The organism is Promineifilum sp. (SeqCode) (genome assembly GCF_041918635.1).
Classification (GTDB): domain Bacteria; phylum Chloroflexota; class Anaerolineae; order Promineifilales; family Promineifilaceae; genus Promineifilum.
The window spans coordinates 1-18,037 of sequence record NZ_JAYRVJ010000377.1; the positions used below are offsets into that span (position 1 = coordinate 1).

The following is an 18,037-nucleotide window of genomic DNA, read 5'->3' on the forward strand; positions in this document are numbered from 1 at the left end:
CGAGCCGACCAACCACCTCGACATCCCGTCGCAGGAAGTCCTTCAAGAGGTGCTGGAGGCCTTCAACGGCACCATTCTGCTCGTCTCCCACGACCGCTATCTGATCGACCGGCTGGCCGAACAGATATGGTCTATCGAGGACGGTCAACTCTTCGTCTACCCCGCGAACTACCAGACCTATCTGGCGTTGCGTGATGGAACGGCCGAATCTCTGCCCGTGCCCGTATCGCCGGCTGTGCTCGAACACGCTACGCCCGCTTCGCCAGAGCTTGAGCCTGAAGTGTCCGCTCCGACCGGCGTAGGGCTCGACGTGGCGGTCGAGCCGGGTGGAGGCGTTACCTCTCCCGACGGGAAAGGGCCGGGGGGAGGGGGCAGGCCAGGCTGGAACAAGCGCGCCCGCCAGCAGAACGAGCGCCGCCGCCGCGAGATCGAAGTGGCCCTGGAAGACGTCGAACTCTGGGTGGCCCAGGCGGGCGAGGCCCTGGACGCGGCCCGCGCCACGGTCGACGGCGAGAAGCTGGCCGCATTGGAGGCGGAATACGCTGCCGCTCGCGAACAACTGGAGGCGCTGCTGGAGGAGTGGGAGTTGCTGGCCTAGAAGAAGAATCCGCAGATTGCGCAGATTGCGCAGATTTTATTTAGGTAGTTGTACGAGATCTATTCGACAGCATGAATCAATCCACAAATCATGAGGCTCCTTTTGCGGGGCTAATCTTTGACTTTAACGGTGTCCTTCTGTGGGACAGCCCGTTGCACGAAGAGGCGTGGCGGCGTTACTCCGCCCAACTGCGCGGCTATCCCATGACCGACCGGGAGATGCTCGAGCAAGTGCACGGTAAGGTGAACCTCGACATCTTCCGCTACGTGCTCGGCCAACCCATCACCCGCGAGGCGATGCTACCCCTGGCGGCCGAGAAAGAGGCCATCTACCGCCAATTGTGCCTGGAGGCGGGCGACGCCTTTCAACTCTCGCCCGGCGCGATTGACTTGCTCGATTTCCTGGTGGCCCACCGCATCCCCCACACCATCGCCACCTCATCCGACCGGCCCAACGTGCAGTTCTTCATCGAGCGCCTGGAGCTAGGGCGCTGGTTCGATCTGGCGCAGCTGGTCTTCGACGAGGGCCGCTATCCGGGCAAGCCGGCTCCGCACATCTATCGTGAGGCGGCCGGGAAGCTCGGCCTGCCGCCGGCGCGCTGCGTGGTGGTGGAGGACTCGCTGGCCGGCATCGAGTCGGCGCGCGCGGCCGGGATCGGCTGCATTGTTGGCCTGGGGCCGGACGAGTGGCAGCAAGAGCTGGCCGCCCTCCCCGGTGTTGGGCCGACCATCCACAACCTGAGAGAGTTCCCCCGAGCGTTGCTGGCTTCGGTCGAGACAAGTCAATAAGACCCAATAATCTGCGTAATCTGCGGATCGCTGTCCTCATTAGGCGATTCGTCCGCCGGTCAAACAGCGCACCCCCTGAACAAGGATGGGTCATTCAACCGTTGAGCCAGACACGGCAACCCCCTATCATCTCTCCACAAGGCGGTGTCCAAAAGCGCCGCGTCCAAGGGAGAGAAGAAGATGAAACATGCGGAACGATTGTTGGCGCTGGTGGCCGGCCTGCTCCTGCTGTTCGGCCTGGCGGCCTGTGAAGATACGGCGGTTCACACGACCCCACCTGCGCCCGTTGACAGCGAGAACGCGCCCACCGTCCAGGTGGAGCCGTCCACCGTTGGGCCGAATATGCCCGTCACCATCACCGGCGTGGGTTTCCCACCGGATACCGCCGTCGAAGTCCATCTCAATCCGGTGACGGCCGGCTTCACGGCCGACCCGCTGGGCCAGGGGCAGACCGACAGCGAAGGGCGTGTGACTCTGGAGGTACAGATGCCGGCCCTCTGGCTCGACGGCACGCCCATTACCGGGCCGGAACTACTGGTGGAAGTCGTCACCGAGGACGGCGACATTCGCGGCGTGGCGACCGTCCCCTTTGAGGGGGAGACGCTTGAATCGTTTGTGACGATTGACCCGTCCAGTGGCGCGGTCGGCCAGCAGATGCGGATCGATGGCCAGGGGCTGGAGCCGGGCCGCGAGTTGGTCATCCGTATGGGCGCTACCGAGGCGGAGCTCAACGCCGAAGACCTGGGACAGGTAACCGTGGATGACAATGGCGCGTTCCAGACACTCGTCACGCTCCCGACGACCTGGCCCGGTACAGACACGCCCATTACCGAGCCGTCGCTGATTATCGCCGTGGTCGACGCGAGCAGCGACGAGACGGTGGCCACGGCCTCGTTCACCAACATCGCCGAACAGGTCGCGCCGGCGGGCACGGAGACCCCCGCGCCCTAGAAAGGGTTGTAGTCAGGCAATTCATTGCCGTTCTTTCCCTCCTCGCGCGAAGAACGGCAATGAATTGCCTGACTACGATGGCCCTATCGCCAGAGACGCGCAGCCTTTCTGATGTATAATGGGCGCAGGGAGGCTGGCTATGGACGATAGAATCGTGGAAGAGGCCGCCGTCGAGGATCACACAGCCGAGCGATTGGAACTGTTGCGCCTGGCGCGCCAGACCATTGCCGCCTATGTCACGACCGGCGACACGACGCCCTACGAGACGAACGATCCGTGGTTACAGCGCCTGGCCGCCGTTTTCGTGACGCTGCGCGTGCGACCGGTGGCGGGCCAGGTCGCGCTGCCGGGCGAGGAGCAGGGCGAGCTTCGGGGCTGCATCGGTCAGGTGGAAGCGGAGTTGCCGCTCTACCTGGCCGTACAAAGTGCGGCGGTCAAAGCGGCTACCGTTGATCCTCGTTTCTACCCGGTGCAGCCGGAAGAACTTGATACACTGCTCATCGAGATCTCCATCCTGTCAGCCATGCGCCCGGTGCGCGACCTGGACGACATCGCGATCGGCCGCGACGGGCTGCTCATCAGCGGCAGCGGGCGGCGCGGCCTGCTACTGCCCGAAGTGCCGGTTCATTTCGACTGGGATCAGGCGGAATTTGTCCGCAATCTCTGCCACAAGGCCGGTTTGCCCACCGACGCCTGGCCGGCGCGGGCGCGGCTCTACGCCTTTACTACCGACTCCTTTGAGGAGTCCTGATCGAAAAAGCCGCGGATCGAGTTGGGCTCGCTCCGCGGCTTTTGATCAATGAACGGATTTGGTGACACCTGGGGTTGGCGCGACCTTGCCGGTAACGCGGTTAGCGCTTCCGGCCGTTGCTCCTCTTACCGTTCGCGTTGCTCCGAGCGGACTTGCTTTTGCTGCCCGATCCGTTGCCCTCTTGCTTGGCCAACACGGGCAAAGCGTTGCGGCCTTCCATCACCTGCCAGCCGTCGGGAACTGTGTTCAGCACGCCGTCGCGCTGATCCTTGGCGAAGAAGTAGATCGTGCGCTGGTGGTCGTTGTTCAGCTGCACTTCACGGCCATGCAGATAATAGGTCTGTCCCTTTGAATTTGTGTAAGCGAAAGCCATCTTCACTCTCCTTATGACAGGAATTGGTCTATGCCCCCAGTCTACGGATGGTTGCAATTGTCACAATAGACCTTAGGCACAAATCAATCTTTGACAGAGGTATGGGCTTTCGCCAGAGAGCCTAACCGGATTTCACCGGCTTCAGCCGGGCCATGAAGTAGGTATCCACATAGCGCCCATCGCGCCAGGCGTAGTCGCGCATCGTCCCCTCAATCTCAAAGCCGAACTTGGTGTAAAGCCGGATGGCCCGCTCATTGTCCACGTAGACGTCCAACTCCAGCCGATGCAGGTTTAGCCAGTTGTCGGCCAGATCGATGCAGGCGGCCATGAGCGCCGTGCCGACGCCCCGGCCCTGCCACTCGTCGTGCACGGCCATGCCCAGCGAGCCGCTGTGGCGGCGGCGTGGCGAGCGCATGTGCTGGTGCAGCGTCAGATGCCCGACGACCTCGCCGTCCACCACCGCCACCAACGGGTGGCTGCCTTCCTGGGTTTCCATGAGACGTTTGCGGCGTTGTTCGGCCGACGTGTAAGGGATTTGGAGCGTGCCCGCAATGGCCCGCGGGCCGCTGAAGATGCGAACGTAGGCTTCGGCGTCGTCTGGGGTGGCGCGGCGAATGGTAATATTCATGGAATTCCCTCCGTATGTTGCGTCGGCTTATCTTATCACCCATTATGCCCCAAACAACGGGACAATCGTATAGTGCACCCGTAGCGCAGCCTGTCCGGTTCGTAGTCAGGCAATTCATCGCCGTTCTTCACGGAAGGAATCAGAGCGGCAACGAATTGCCTGATTAGGACCTGTACCATGGCCCTAAACAAAAGCTGAGTAATAATGAAGCACCCGTTCCATATATGCTATACTATGGTTTATGGCAAGGCCAAAGGAATTCGAGCAAGATGCAGCTCTGGAACGGGCCATGAACCTGTTCTGGGAGCATGGATATGAGGCTACCTCGATCCGCGACCTGATCGCCTATGTCGGCATCAGCAGCAGCAGCATCTACAACACGTTCGGCGACAAGCAGGATGTCTACCGGGCGGCTCTGGAGCGCTACCGCCGCATCGAGTATGAACAAGTGCGCCAACTGTTGGCCCAGCCGCGGCCGCTGTGCGAGACCCTGGCCGGCATGTTCGCGGAGTTGATCGATAGTCTGATGGCCGATGGAGGGCAGCGCGGCTCGTTTACGCTAAACGCGGCCGTCGAGTTGGGCGCGCGCGACCCGATTGTGGCCGGCCTGCTGCGCGAACACTTCGACGACATCTGCGCCTTGTTGGCCGGTCGCCTGGCGGCGGCCCAGGCCAATGACGAGATCGGTGCGCGCAGTCCAGCGCTGGACTTGGCGCGCTACTTATTGTTCGGTATGTACGGTCTGGCCCTGATCGTCAAGGTCTTCCCTGACCGCGGGCGTTTGGAAACCACGGCGGCGCTGACGCTGGCCGTCTTGGACTGTTAACCTCTGTTCGGGGAGCCGCCGGCGGAAGCGACCATTTAGAACGTGTCGCGCCTTTGGGGTGGGGAGCCATTTCCATGCCCTGATGCTGGAACGATTGTCTCAAAACACGCCTGAACGGCCGGCGTTCGCGACCGTTCACCGACAAGGAGTGCAAGGTAGAGCTATGGAAGGTAGAGCTATGGAAGCGATTCAACTATCCACACCGCCGGTTCTTTCCGGCGCCATGCCGGGAATCGGCCACCTCATCGAATTCGGCCGCAACCGCGCCGGACTGCTCCAGCGTGGGCTGGAAGAGGTGGGCAAGGTATTCACCGTCAAGCTTGGCCCGCAGAACGTCGCCGTGGTCATGGGCCCGGAGAATCACCGGGTCTTCTTCATGGAGACGGACAAGAAGCTTAACATAGGCACCTCCTATCAATTCCTGCGGGCCATTTTTGGAGAAGTGTTCTTCATGGCCGGGCATGACGTGTACCTGCGCCAGAAGCCGCTCATTACCCAGGCTTTTCGGCGCGAGAAGATGGTGCACTACATCAGTGTCATGGGCCGCGAAGTGCAGGAGTGGCTCGATTCGCTGGATGATGAGGGCGAGTTCGAGATCGTTGAGACCATGGGCTGGCTGGCCCAGGAAATTGCCGGCCACGCGCTGATGGGCGACCGCTTCCAGGAAGAGATCGGCCGCGAATTCTGGGACTTGTATGCCGACCTGAGCAAGTCCATCGACCCCATTCTGCCCCCGAACCTGCCGCTGCCCAAATTCTGGCGGCGCGACCGGGCTAAGGAGCGTATGACCCAGATGTTGATGCCCATTCTGGAAGAGCGGCGCGCTCATCCCGAGGCGTACAACGACTTCTTGCAGGACTTTGTCAACGCGCGCTACACCGACACCGATGAGCCGGTCGAGGACGAGTTGCTGCTGAACATGATGCTGGGCCTGATGTTCGCCGGCCACGAGACAACAGCCGGTCAGGCAGCGTGGAACGTTATCCTTTTGTTGCAGCATCCGGAGTATTTGGAGCTGGTTCAGGAGGAGATCGACCGGCTTGCCCCCTATGGCCAGCCGGTTGACGGCAAACTGTTGCACGCCCTGACCCACATGGGCTATGCCGTGACCGAGACGGAGCGGCTGCGGCCGTCGGCCGACATGCTGATGCGCGACGTAGATGAAGAGATCGAGGTTGGCGGCTACCGGATTCCCGTCGGCTGGAAAGTGCAGCTGGCGACCGAATTGGCCCACCGCCTGCCCGAACTCTTCGACGAACCGGACTACTATGATCCGTTGCGCTTCGCGCCGGGACGCGAAGAGGACAAGGCCGACCGATTCGCCCTGGTAGGCTTTGGCGGTGGCATGCACAAGTGCACCGGTATGAACTTCGCCAACAACGAGATCTCGGTCATCACCACGCTGCTCTTGCAGCAGTTCGATCTGGAGTTGGTGACGCGCAAGCCGCACGTCGCTCGCAGCACGGGCGCCAACCGGCCCAGCCCGACGATCATCCGCTACCGCCGCAAGCCGCAACTGGAACTGGCCGTGGCCGCCACACCCCATGAGGCCGCCGCCGGTTGCCCCCATCACGCTGCCTAAGAGTCATCGTGACGAAAAGGGTCCGCAGATTGCGCATATGACGCAGAGTTAAGATGCTCACGCGAAGACGCAAAGCAAAGAAGGAGTTCCTCCTTTGCTTTGCGTACTTTGCGTCTTTGCGTGAGAATGCCTCTGAATCTGTGGTAATCTGCGAAATCTGTGGATGCTTCCCGCTATGAACAAGCCCCAATGCCCTGAGTACCGCTTCCCATTGGCCGAACCGGCCTACACCGCCAAGCGTCCACGCGATCTGTCCCCTTTCGCCGCGACCATCGCCCGACTGACCGAGGCGCGGCGGCGTGAGCTGGATGGCTGGCTGCTGGAATCATCGCTGCCGGCCATCGGCGCGCTGCTAGACCATGGCGCGCTGACATCGGTGGAACTGGTGACCTACTACGTCGAGCGCATCGCTCGCCACGACGTCGACCGGCTCAACGCCGTGCTGGAACTCAACCCGGCCGCCCTGCAAATCGCTGCCGCGCTGGACGTGGAGCGGATGACCGCCGGCCGGCGCGGCCCGCTCCACGGTATCCCCATCCTGGTCAAGGACAACATCGCCACCGGCGACGGCATGCGCACCACGGCCGGCGCCTACGCCCTGCGCGAGTGGCGGCCGGCGCGCGACGCCTTCCTGGTTGCCCGATTGCGTGAGGCGGGGGCCATCATCCTCGGCAAAACCAACCTGTCGGAGTGGGCCAACTGGATGGATCCCTGTATGCCCAATGGCTTCAGCACCCTGGGCGGACAGACGCAACACCCCCACGGCCCGTTCGATCCGTCAGGCTCCAGCAGCGGCTCGGCCGTCGCTGTGTCGGCCAACCTCGCCCCGGTCAGCGTCGGCAGCGAGACGCAAGGGTCGATCACCTGGCCGGCGCGCGACCACAGCCTGGTCGGGCTGAAGACGAGCCTGGGACTCATCAGCCGCAGTGGTGTTGTGCCGCTGGTCGATTGGATGGACGTGCCGGGGCCGTTTGGCCGTTCGGTGCGCGACGTAGCCATCCTTCTGTCGGCGCTGGCCGCGTTGGGGCCGGATGGCATCGACTCCGGCGATCCCGCGACCGCCGACGCCGCGCCGCTGGCCGGGCGTGATTTCACCCCCTATCTGGCCCCCGACATGGCGCGCCGGGTGCGAGTGGGCGTCATTCAGGGGGACGTGGCTGCTGCGCTGGAGGCCCGTGAGCAGGAGCTTGGCCGTCCCCTGACTGGTCAGGAGGCCAGGAGGCTACGCGACCTCGTACCTCCGGCCGCTGCAGCGGAGGACATCGTCGCCGCTCTGCGCGCCCAGGGTGTGCCAGCCGCGCTCATCCCTTTCGAGGCCGCCCGGCTAACCGAGCCACCGCCCTTCAAGCCGATGGTCTACTACGCCTTTCGCGAGAGCCTCGGCCGGTTCATGGCCGCGCTGGGCGACGCCGCGCCGGTGGCCTCCCTGCATGACGTGGTCGCCATCAACGCCGCCGACCCGACCAACCGCGCCCCCTACGGCTATCGTAGCGTGGCCGAGTCGGCAGCCACCAGCATGACCGCCGAGCAGTACGCGGCGGCGGTCGAAGCCAACCGGACGAGCGCGCGCGACGGGTTGCGGACCATCTTCCAGCAGTATGGTGTGGACGTGCTCACCGGCTATATCGAGCAATCGTTCGCCGCCGCCGGCTTTCCGGCCTTGGTCGTGCCCAACGGTCTCGACGCCGAAGGTCACCCGGTTGGCCTACAGTTCGTCGGCGACTTTCTCTCTGAGCCACAACTGCTGGCTGCCGGCGCCGCCTTCGAGCGGGCCCGCCCCGGCCGCGTCCCGCCCAACCTTGACTAAGGTTTGTTCTATAGAGTCCTTACAGGCGGCAGGAACCTTACAAGGGCGTCTCTGAAATCTGCGTAATCTGCGTAAGCTGCGGATTCTTGTTCTTCTTCAAGGAGCGAATAATGCTGGACTACTCACATCTGAACGACCGGGAAGCGCCCATCGCCGACCGGACGGCCGGGTTGACCATCGCCGACCTGCGCGCCCTGACCAACGCGATGATCGACCGGCAGTTGGCGCTGATCGCCGGCTGCACCGACGAGGATGTCGCCTTCGTCCCCTCCGACCCGGAAGCGTACGATCGCTACGCCGTTGACGAGTCGGAAACGAACATCGCCTGGACGCTGGGCCACGTGATAGTCCACGTCACCGCTTCCGCCGAAGAGTCGGCCTTTCTGGCGGCCGAAATGGCCCGTGGCGTTGTGCGCGGCGGGCGCACACGCTACGAAACGCCGTGGCGGGCGGTGACCACTATCGACCAATGCCGCCAGCGGTTGGAGGAGAGCCGCCGCATGCGTCTGGCGATGGTGGACGTATGGCCCGACGAGCCTCAGTTAGACCTGCTGACGCCCTACACGCCGTACCGCGAGCCGATGAACGCCATCGGTCGCTTCGTGCGCGGGCTGGATCATGACGCCGATCACCTGGAGCAGATCGCGGAGATCGTCTGGCAAGCGCGCGCCGCCCGCCAACCTACTATCTAGCGACGAACCGGCCGCGCCCCGGCCGGCCCAGCCATTCGCCATCCATGACCAGCACCTCGCCGCGGCTGATGGTGACGGCCGGCCAGCCGCGTACCATTAGCCCGTCGTAGGGAGTCCACCCCGCCTTTTCGTGTAGCGACGCGGGAGAAATGGTGAACTCACGCGCCGGGTCGAAGAGGACGATATCAGCGTCGTAACCGGGTAGCAACGCCCCCTTGCGGCGGAAGCCGAGCCGGCGGGCAGGGGCGGTGCAGCTGACTTCCACCCAGCGTGACAACGCCGTCGCGGAGGGCGGCTCCTCGTCGCCGATCAGTCCGGCGTAGACCAGCGCCAGCCGGCTCTCAATGGAGGGCACGCCGCCGGGGATGGCGCTGTAGTCGCCCAGACCGGTGGCCTTCTCCTCGGCCGTGAACGGGCAGTGGTCGGTCGTCACCATATCGAGCGCGCCGGAGCGCAGCGCCGCCCACAGCGCCTCTGGCTCGCCCGCCGGCCGCAGCGGCGGCGAACAGACCGGCAGCGCCCCCAACACGCCCGGCCGGTCGAATACCTCATCGGTCAGCCACAGGTATTGTGGGCACGTCTCCCCGGTGATGGGCAGGCCGCGCGCCTTGGCCGCGGCGATGCGCTCGACGACGGCGGCGCAGGAGACGTGGAAGATGTGCAGCGGCGCGCCGACGTGGGCCGCGATGTCGATCACCCGGCCCGCGGCCTCGCCTTCCAGCGCCGCCGGCCGGCTGCGCGGGTGCCAGCGCGGCTCGGTGCGACCGGCGGCCAGGTTGCGCCGGATGAGCGTTGTAATGATGTCCCAATTCTCGGCGTGGACGACTGGCAGCCCACCGGCGTCGCGCACTGCCTCCAGCGCCAGCAGCAGCTCACCGTCCGTCAGCCGCAGCCCGTAGGCCATGTAGAGCTTGAAGCTGCCGCAGCCGGCGGTGCGGGCGTCGCGCACCTGATCGAGTTTGGCGATGTCGCTGGGGCCGATGGTCATGTGCAGGCCATAGTCCACGGCCACGCGCTCGTCGGCCAGCGCGCGGCGGGCGGCCAGCGCGGCCAGCATGGTCTCGTCCGGTCGCGTCTCGACGAAGTCCACAATGGCCGTCGTGCCGCCGAAGGCCGCCGCGCGCGTGCCATCATAGAAGTCATCGGTCGAGGTGAAGCGGCCGATGGGCATGCCCAGGTGGACGTGGATATCAATAGCGCCGGGGATGACGTAGCGGCCCGTGGCGTCGATGACGCGCCGCCCATCCAGGTTGTGACCGATGGCGGCGATGGTTTCGCCATTGATGGCGAGATCGGCAGCATAGACGGCGTCGGCCGTGATGAGCGTGCCGTGGCGAATGACCAGATCGTAGGGAGGGGTCGTTTGGGCGTTCATGGGGAGGTTCCATCCTGACTGTATTGTCGCCCGACCGGAGGCGTTTGCCAAAGCTTGTTCGTAGTCAGGCAATGAATTGCCTGACTACGAACACAAAAACCGCTCCATGCGGAGCGGTTTTCTATGCAGCCGGGACGATTTCGGCTGTTAGGGCAGCATCACGCCGCCGATGACGTGGATGAAACCGTTCGTGGCGCGGATGTTCGTCGCCAGGATCGGCTGGCCGTCAATGGCCCGCACGCCGCCGCCCCAGGTCGTCTGGGCCGTCTCACCGCTGAGCATGCGCACGCTCTTCGGCGGGAACAGGCTGTTGGCCGGGCGATTGCCGTTGGTCACGTGGTAGAGCAGGATGGGCGTCAACTGCTCGGCCGGCAGGGCGCGCACCAGGGCCATGCCGTTGTGATAGCCCAGTTCGGCCGCCAGCGCATCGAAGGCGTCGTTGGTCGGGGCAAAGACGGTGAGCCGCTTGGGGCCGTCCAGCGCGTCCACCAATCCAGCCTTCTGGACGGCGGCGACCAGGGTCGAGAAATCGGGGTTCGATGCGGCGATCTCGACGATGTTCTGCGTGGGGCGCGCGAAGGCGGGCGCAACTGCCAACAGCGCCAGCGCAGCGATGACCAGACCATACACAAACTTGTGGGTTCCACTCAATTTCATGCTAACCTCCGTACTGTATCATTCTGAGGTCGCCGGCCCATTTGCCGACGCCATTTGCGTGTACAGGTTATTTACGAAGATTATACAGGTTTTGCACAGATATTTATCTGCGGTTAATGTTGAGGCGTGGAGAACGGTTTATGGGACTTCTTGATGCTTTGCTGGCAGGGAAAGTACCAAGCGTAAGCCCGGACGAGGCGTACCGCCGGTTGCAAGCCGACGCGCGGGTCGTCATCGTAGACGTGCGCCAGCCGGTAGAAACGCGCGCCGGGGTCATTCCAGGCGCGGTGCTGATCCCGCTCACGGAATTTGGCGGCCGGCTGGCCGAGCTGCCGCGCGACCGGCCGATCCTGACTATTTGCCGCTCCAGCCACCGCAGTCCCATCGCGGCGCGGCAGCTGAAGCGGGCCGGTTATGACGTAACGGACGTCAGTGGGGGGATGATTGCCTGGAAGCGGGCGGGGCTGCCCATAGCGCCGTGCTAGGCGTGCTCAGCCTCGTGGCCCCACTCATGCAAAACGACCATGCTGAAAATGTCCGACTCGGTGATGATGCCGATGACGTGGTGTTCCTCATCCACAACGGGCAGGCCGCTGACCCGGTGCTCCAGCATCATCCGCGCCGCCTCGCCGATGGTGGCCTCGGCCGTGATTGTCCACGGGGTGGTGGTCATGATCTTCTCGACCTTGAGCGTCGAGAGCAGATAGTTCATCTCCCAGATGCTCAGGGAGGTGGCGGGCGAGGGTTCCGCGCTGCGCACGTCGCCAATGGTGACGATGCCCACGAGCCGGCCGTCGCTATCGACAACGGGCAGGCGGCGAATCTCCTCGTTCGTCATGATCTGGTGCGCTTCTGGCAAAGTCGTGTCGGGCGTGATTGTGACGACTTCCGTAGACATCCAGTCCTTGACGAGTTCTTTCTTCATGTGACTTCTCTCCATAGCGAGCGGCCGCGCGGCGGCCGGGGTTCATGCAAGTATACGGTGATTATAAAGCGCGGTTGGCCCTGGCGAAAGTAACGAACGTCATGGACGCGGGGTGACGTTTGCCACGTATCATTGCGCTGGGGAAAAAGGGGAGGTGGCGCCACCTTGGGAATGACGCCACCAGCAGAATGAACAGTTCCCATCGGGGTGGGAAGGAGTAAGGAGCATCTATAAAATAGGCCACACACCTTACGATTAACCTTACGAAGGTATTAGAAATCCACATGCAGCTAATAGTGCATAATTGCATGTCATTAGGTAAATAATACTTACAACGTAAGCTGATATACCTACGTGCTGGAGGGATGACATGGTAGTGAGGAGTGAGACGGAAAACGACTACAGGGCGGTGCGCCAGGTTAATGAAGTGGCCTTCGGCCGGCCAGCCGAAGCCAACCTGGTCGACGCCCTGCGCCGGGCGGGCGCGGTCATCGATTCACTGGTTGCCGAGCAAGACGGCGCGGTTGTCGGCCACATCCTGTTCAGTCCGGCAACGTTGACCGGGGAGGAGGGCGTGGTGGACACCGCCGCGCTGGGCCCGATGGCCGTGTTGCCGGCCTATCAACGGCTGGGTATTGGCGGCGAATTGGTGCGGGCCGGGTTGGACAGATGCCGTGAAGCCGGCTACGGCTTGTGCATGGTGCTGGGCCACGCGGAGTACTATCCGCGATTTGGCTTCCGGCCGTCGCGGCCACTGGGCATTCGTTGGGAGCACGACGTGGCGGAGCCGTACTTTATGGTGGCGGAACTGCGAGCGGGGGCGCTAGAAGGGGCGACCGGCGTGGTGCGCTACCGGCCGGAGTTTGATGGGGTGTAGGACGGCTAAGAAGCTTGCGCCAACAACTCAACAAATGATTTGTGTTCAGCCGTCGCCAGGCCCACCTGCAACGCGCTCAGCAGCCCGGCTAGATCGTCGGCCCAGAACAAGTCAGGCCGGAAATGCAGGCCCGGAAAAACTTCGCTGCGAATAACGCCGTCTTCGTCGGCCGTGACCGTATCGTAGCGCCCCTCATTCAGGCGATGCCAGATCGTCTGCTGCTCCTGAGCCAGCAACACCACGTACTCGCGCACGCCGCTCCGGCGATAGACCCGCAACTTCTCGTGCAGATCGTACGCTGCGCTCGTGGCGGCCACCTCTACAATTAGCTCCGGCGCGCCTTGCAAGTAATTGCCGCTGGCCTTAGTCTGGCCTCCTCTAGCAACGCACAGCGCGGCGTCTGGTTGCACCTCGTTCTCGCGGTCTAGTATGACCGTGGCGTTATCGAATAATTCAAGGCCAGGTGTAGAAGCCCAATAAGTACCAAGCCATGCCATAACGGCTGCATGGAGGCGGCTATGTGTTAGGCTAACCGGAGACGGCACGTAAACAACTCCTTCGATCAATTCAGCTTTTTTCAGGTGGGGCTGTGCCGCGTAGCGTCGCTCGAACTCGGCGCGCGTCAGGTGATCGCCGTTCTCCAGTGGCGGTAACGCCTCCTGACGAGTACGGGCCAGAGGGGCTGCTTGCAGCATCTCATCCATACAGCGCATTATAGCACCAAATGACAGGGCTTGATAGGTCAGTGCGCGGTAGGTACAACGTCGGTCCTCTCCGAGGGGTTAGGATACTTGTTGGTAGGTATTTCTGATTACGTGGCCGGTCATCTGGACTATGATAATGGCAACAACTCAAGTGATTGCCGAGTACAAGTCCAGGAGTAATGCCATGACAAAGAAAACGACGCTACTGTTGGTGCTGATGATCTCCCTGTTAGGCGTCATGTTACTCATGACCCATCAGGTGGCCCGAGCCGGTTCGAACGGACAACAGCTGGAAGTTGGCGTGGGCTGCTGGTGGAACACGGCGACGGTGACCGGTCGTAACCACAATGGAACGCTGGTGACGTGGCGTACTACGAACACGACCCTTATCCCCTGCACCCGCCTTACCGTCAAGACCACGGGGTGGTGGTGGGTCGGGACTGTGACCATACAAACGACCGGCGTACTCGGTCGGAGAAACGTGTGCTATCCTAACGTACCGCGCTCTCAGAGCGGCGATTGGGTCAGGGTCGATTGTGTGCCACGCTAGGTCTTTATAGCCTACTCTGAGTGAGAACGCGAAGGGACTGCGTTTCGATCAGAGAAACGTGAAGACAGATACTCAAGGCAGGGCTTCCGGCGCCAGAAGCCCTGCCTTGAGTACGCTTAGCGCCCAAACTACAAGCCGGTCTAGCGTAGACTGCAATGCCTAGGCGGCGACAGATTCCTCAACTTCCCCTGTCTCTACAACGCGGAAATCCAACTCTCCGTCATTCACCTCGACCACCACGTGATCTCCCTCGCGCACGTCCCCCTGGATGACGCGGATCGCCAATGGGTCAATGATGCGCCGCTGGAGCACGCGCTTGAGCGGGCGCGCCCCGTACACCGGGTCGTACCCTTCCTCGATGAGCAGGTCGGTGGCCGCCTCGGTCAGCGACAGCGTGACATGGCGCTTGGCCAGCAGGCCGCGCACGTGGTCGAGTTGAATCTCGGCGATCTCGCGCAACTGCTCCCGCCCCAGCCGGTGGAAGATGACGATCTCGTCCACCCGGTTCAGGAACTCCGGCCGGAAGTGGTTGCGCATCGCCTCCATCACCCGCGCCCGCAGCGTCTCCTCATCGGTGTCGCCCAGGATGTACTGGCTGCCGACGTTGCTGGTCATGATGATGACCGTGTTGCGGAAATCTACCGTGCGCCCCTGGCCGTCAGTCAGCCGACCGTCGTCCAGCACTTGCAGGAAGACGTTGAAGACCTCGGGATGCGCCTTCTCGATCTCATCGAACAGCACGACGCTGTAGGGCCGGCGGCGGACGGCTTCGGTGAGTTGCCCGCCCTCCTCGTAGCCCACGTAGCCGGGCGGCGCGCCGATGAGCCGGGCGACGGTATGGCGCTCCTGGTACTCGCTCATGTCGATGCGCACCATGTTGCGCTCGTCGTCGAACAGGAACTCGGCCAGCGCCCGCGCCAGTTCCGTCTTACCCACGCCGGTCGGCCCCAGGAAGATGAACGAGCCGATGGGCCGGTTGGGGTCTTGTAGGCCAGAGCGGCTGCGGCGCACGGCGGCAGCCACGGCGCTGACGGCCTCCTCTTGCCCGACGACGCGGCGATGCAGACGCTCTTCCATGTAGACCAGTTTCTCGACCTCGCCCTCCAGCAGCTTGGTGGCCGGGATGCCCGTCCACTTGCTGACGATGACGGCTATATCCTCGGCGTCGACCTCTTCTTTCAGCATCGCGCCTTCGGCCTGCATCGTCCGCAACTGCTGCTCGGCCGCGGCCAGGTCGTTCTCTAGCTGGCGCATGCGCCCAAACTGGAGTTCCGACGCCTTCTGGTAATCGTAGTTGCGCTGCGCCTGCTCGATCTGCACGCGCGCCGCGTCCATCTCTTCCTTGATCGTCTGCACGCGCTGGATGGCGTCTTTCTCGGCCTGCCAGCGGCTCGCCAGCTCGGTGCTGCGCTCCTTGGCATTGGCCAGCTCCTCTTCCAGACGGCCCAGCCGCTCCTGGCTGGCCTTGTCCTTTTCCTTCTTCAGCGCCTCGCGCTCGATCTCCAGTTGCATGAGCTGGCGATCCACCTCATCCAGGTCGGCCGGCTTGCTGTCGATCTGCATGCGCAGGCGGCTGGCGGCCTCGTCGATGAGATCGATGGCCTTGTCGGGCAGGAAACGGTCGGTGATGTAGCGGTGGCTCAGCGTGGCCGCGGCGATGACCGCCGCGTCGGTAATGCGCACGCCGTGGTGAACCTCGTAGCGCTCCTTCAGGCCGCGCAGGATGGAGACGGTGTCCTCGACGTTGGGTTCGTCCACGAAGACGGGCTGGAAGCGCCGCTCCAGCGCCGCGTCCTTCTCGATGTGCTTGCGGTACTCGTCCAGCGTCGTCGCGCCGATGGCGTGCAACTCGCCGCGGGCCAGCATCGGCTTGAGCATGTTGCTGGCGTCCATGGCTCCCTCAGCCGCGCCCGCGCCGATGAGCGTGTGCATCTCGTCAATGAAGAGAATGACCTCGCCCTCTGACTCCTGCACCTCCTTCAGGACGGCCTTCAGCCGCTCCTCGAATTCGCCGCGATACTTGGCCCCGGCCACCAGCGCGCCCAGATCGAGCGACACCAGCCGCCTGTCTTTCAGCCCCAGAGGCACGTCGCCGTTGACGATGCGCTGCGCCAGCCCCTCGACGATGGCCGTCTTGCCCACGCCCGGCTCGCCGATGAGCACCGGGTTGTTCTTGGTGCGGCGGCTGAGAATCTGAACCACTCGGCGGATCTCTTCATCGCGGCCGATCACGGGATCGAGCTTGCCCTTGCGCGCCTCCTGGGTCAGGTCGCGGCCGTACTTCGCCAGCGCCTCGTATTGCGCCTCCGGGTTCTGGCTGGTCACCCGCTGCGAGCCGCGCACGCTGGCGAGCGCCTGCAGGATGGCGTTGTAGTCGATGCCGTGGCGGGCCAGCAAGTCGCGCACCCGGCCGCCTTTTGGCTGGGCCATCGCCATCAACAGGTGCTCAGTCGAGGTATAGTCGTCCTTCATGGCCCCGGCAATGGACTCGGCTTCGTTGAGGATGTTATTCAGGTCGCGGCTCATCCCCACCTGGACAGAGGAGCCGGTCGCGCGCGGCAGCTTGTTCAGCGCTGCCTGGATGCTTTGCAGCACCAACTGCACGTCGCCGCCGATCTTGTTGATGACCGAGGGCGCGACGCCTCCCTCCTGGGTCAGCAACGCCAGCAGCAGGTGTTCCGGCTCCACGGCCGGATGCGCGTATTGTTCGGCCAGGCTCTGCGCCTCCAGCAGCGCCTCCCGGCTCTTTTCAGTTAGCTTGTCTAAACGCATGGTCTAATCGCCCCGCTTGTGAGATTTCCAGATGATTCCCCGCCAGTATGGGCCAAACAAGTCAGAATCGCATTAACCCTCGATCAGAGAAGCGTAAGATGCAACCCTCTGGCGCGGGCTGCGTAATAATAGTCAGCATGGCGGTCGAGTTGACAGATGGGGGATGCCTGACGCTGGATCACATCCAGGGGATGACGCCCGATTACGTGACGCTCCGCGGCGCGGATGACCTGGCGCGGAGCGATACCTGGACCGCCGCCGAGACGGCGGCCGTACTAGATTCCACCCTTCTCTGGGCTGCCTTCCCCGCACCCCGCCGTCCCGATGTTTGCGCCACCGCACGCTTGCCGCAGCTCGAGGTGAGTTGCACTTGCAACGCCACCCGCTTCCCCTGCCGGCACGTCCTCGCCCTGCTGCTGCGCGCCCAGGCCGCGCCACTGCCCAGCGATGACCCGCCTGATTGGGCGACGCGCGGGGCCGGCGGGCTGGCGCCCGACACGGCTACCGATCTCTCGACCGAAACGCAACGGCTGATCGCCCTGACTGCCAGCATGGCCGATCTGTCGCGCTGGCTAAACGATCTGATTCGCGGCGGGTTGGCCTCGCTGCCCAGGCAGAACCGCCGCTGGTGGGCCCACGCTGCCGACCGGCTGGTGGACGCCTACGCCTTCGAGGCGGCCCGCGATGTGCGCGAATTGGGCGCTCTTCCCGGCAGCGGCCCCGATTGGCCCGAGCGATTGCTGCCGCGCCTCGGCCGGCTGGCGCTGCTGGCCGAGGGCTTCCGGCGCTGGGACAACCTGCCGCCGCCGTTGCGCGGGGATCTACAGGCGGCGGCCGGCTGGCCGCCACTTCCCGGCGGCGACCGGCAGCATGACGGCTGGCGGGTGCTCGGCCGCCGGCAGGAAGTAGAAGGCGGGCAACGGCAGATGCGCGCCTGGCTGCGCGGCGCCCGCTCCGGGCGTTGGGCGCTGCCGCCGGAGCGTCGCCCGGCGGCGCGCCTCGAAGGGCCGGCTTATCCAACCGGCGCGCTCCTCGATGGCGAGTTGGCTTTCTCGCCCAGCGCGTGGCCGCTGCTGGCCCAACCGGCCGGCGGGTTGCGCCTGGCTTCTGATAGGACGGGCGACGCGGCAGAGGGGGCCGCCGTGGATGTGGCCGCAGCCGTCGCCGGTTTCGCCGCGGCG

17 protein-coding genes and 1 pseudogene are annotated in these 18,037 nt (G+C 63.9%); 11 read left to right on the plus strand and 7 right to left on the minus strand.

Annotation, left to right across the window (positions count from 1 at the left end; all coding sequences use genetic code 11):
- From ACE3UY_RS11875 to amrA, 4 genes and pseudogenes are all read left to right on the plus strand, one after another.
- A pseudogene (locus tag ACE3UY_RS11875) lies at nt 1–598 on the plus strand (hypothetical protein); the annotation flags it as partial.
- A gap of 71 nt (nt 599–669) precedes the next feature.
- Nucleotides 670–1,386, plus strand: coding sequence for an HAD family hydrolase (locus tag ACE3UY_RS11880; protein WP_374687734.1), 717 nt, complete (start codon nt 670–672; stop codon nt 1,384–1,386).
- A 180-nt stretch (nt 1,387–1,566) separates the two neighbouring features.
- Nucleotides 1,567–2,337, plus strand: coding sequence for a hypothetical protein (locus tag ACE3UY_RS11885; RefSeq protein WP_374687735.1), 771 nt, complete (start codon nt 1,567–1,569; stop codon nt 2,335–2,337).
- A gap of 139 nt (nt 2,338–2,476) precedes the next feature.
- Nucleotides 2,477–3,088 carry an AmmeMemoRadiSam system protein A gene (amrA, locus tag ACE3UY_RS11890; protein WP_374687736.1) on the plus strand — a complete coding sequence of 204 codons (612 nt, stop codon included), beginning with the start codon at nt 2,477–2,479 and terminating at the stop codon, nt 3,086–3,088.
- A gap of 100 nt (nt 3,089–3,188) precedes the next feature.
- On the opposite strand, the gene ACE3UY_RS11895 is transcribed toward amrA, so the two are convergent.
- Both ACE3UY_RS11895 and ACE3UY_RS11900 read right to left on the minus strand, forming a co-directional pair.
- Complete coding sequence (locus ACE3UY_RS11895; protein WP_374687737.1) at nt 3,189–3,461, minus strand: hypothetical protein; 273 nt, start codon at nt 3,459–3,461, stop codon at nt 3,189–3,191.
- A gap of 121 nt (nt 3,462–3,582) precedes the next feature.
- Entirely contained in the window at nt 3,583–4,089 is a 507-nt protein-coding gene (locus tag ACE3UY_RS11900) for a GNAT family N-acetyltransferase (protein ID WP_374687738.1), read from the minus strand.
- A 241-nt stretch (nt 4,090–4,330) separates the two neighbouring features.
- Here ACE3UY_RS11900 and ACE3UY_RS11905 point away from each other — a divergent pair, with 241 nt between their 5' ends.
- The 4 genes from ACE3UY_RS11905 (at nt 4,331) to ACE3UY_RS11920 (ending at nt 8,996) form a co-directional block, all read left to right on the plus strand.
- Nucleotides 4,331–4,915, plus strand: coding sequence for a TetR/AcrR family transcriptional regulator (locus ACE3UY_RS11905; RefSeq protein ID WP_374687739.1), 585 nt, complete (start codon nt 4,331–4,333; stop codon nt 4,913–4,915).
- A 178-nt stretch (nt 4,916–5,093) separates the two neighbouring features.
- Complete coding sequence (locus ACE3UY_RS11910) at nt 5,094–6,497, plus strand: cytochrome P450 (RefSeq protein WP_374687740.1); 1,404 nt, start codon at nt 5,094–5,096, stop codon at nt 6,495–6,497.
- Nucleotides 6,498–6,672: 175 nt separating this feature from the next.
- Entirely contained in the window at nt 6,673–8,304 is a 1,632-nt protein-coding gene (locus ACE3UY_RS11915; RefSeq protein WP_374687741.1) for an amidase family protein, read from the plus strand.
- Between the two features lie 110 nt (nt 8,305–8,414).
- The gene (locus tag ACE3UY_RS11920; RefSeq protein WP_374687742.1) at nt 8,415–8,996 is read left to right on the plus strand and encodes a DinB family protein; all 582 of its coding nucleotides are present in this window, start codon (nt 8,415–8,417) and stop codon (nt 8,994–8,996) included.
- Here the strand turns inward: ACE3UY_RS11920 and hydA are convergent.
- Both hydA and ACE3UY_RS11930 read right to left on the minus strand, forming a co-directional pair.
- Entirely contained in the window at nt 8,989–10,371 is a 1,383-nt protein-coding gene (hydA, locus tag ACE3UY_RS11925) for a dihydropyrimidinase (protein WP_374687743.1), read from the minus strand. The two genes, ACE3UY_RS11920 and hydA, sit on opposite strands and share 8 nt — an antisense overlap.
- A 147-nt stretch (nt 10,372–10,518) precedes the next feature.
- Complete coding sequence (locus ACE3UY_RS11930) at nt 10,519–11,028, minus strand: fasciclin domain-containing protein (RefSeq protein ID WP_374687744.1); 510 nt, start codon at nt 11,026–11,028, stop codon at nt 10,519–10,521.
- 140 nt (nt 11,029–11,168) lie between these two features.
- Here ACE3UY_RS11930 and ACE3UY_RS11935 point away from each other — a divergent pair, with 140 nt between their 5' ends.
- On the plus strand, nt 11,169–11,513 hold the full coding sequence (locus tag ACE3UY_RS11935) for a rhodanese-like domain-containing protein (protein WP_374687745.1): 345 nt from the start codon (nt 11,169–11,171) through the stop codon (nt 11,511–11,513).
- Here ACE3UY_RS11935 and ACE3UY_RS11940 read toward each other — a convergent pair.
- Nucleotides 11,510–11,953, minus strand: a complete 444-nt coding sequence (locus tag ACE3UY_RS11940; RefSeq protein WP_374687746.1) for a CBS domain-containing protein — start codon at nt 11,951–11,953, stop codon at nt 11,510–11,512. The two genes, ACE3UY_RS11935 and ACE3UY_RS11940, sit on opposite strands and share 4 nt — an antisense overlap.
- A gap of 370 nt (nt 11,954–12,323) precedes the next feature.
- Between ACE3UY_RS11940 and ACE3UY_RS11945 the strand changes: the two genes are divergently transcribed.
- The gene (locus ACE3UY_RS11945; protein ID WP_374687747.1) at nt 12,324–12,830 is read left to right on the plus strand and encodes a GNAT family N-acetyltransferase; all 507 of its coding nucleotides are present in this window, start codon (nt 12,324–12,326) and stop codon (nt 12,828–12,830) included.
- A 5-nt stretch (nt 12,831–12,835) separates the two neighbouring features.
- Here ACE3UY_RS11945 and ACE3UY_RS11950 read toward each other — a convergent pair whose 3' ends face one another.
- Entirely contained in the window at nt 12,836–13,534 is a 699-nt protein-coding gene (locus ACE3UY_RS11950) for a Uma2 family endonuclease (protein ID WP_374687748.1), read from the minus strand.
- A 709-nt stretch (nt 13,535–14,243) separates the two neighbouring features.
- Nucleotides 14,244–16,856: an ATP-dependent chaperone ClpB gene (gene clpB / locus ACE3UY_RS11955; RefSeq protein WP_374687749.1), complete on the minus strand. Its 2,613-nt coding sequence runs from the start codon at nt 16,854–16,856 to the stop codon at nt 14,244–14,246.
- A gap of 98 nt (nt 16,857–16,954) precedes the next feature.
- On the opposite strand from clpB, the gene ACE3UY_RS11960 reads away from it, so the two are divergent.
- On the plus strand, nt 16,955–18,037 hold a 1,083-nt coding region (locus tag ACE3UY_RS11960; protein WP_374687750.1), incomplete at its 3' end, for an SWIM zinc finger family protein.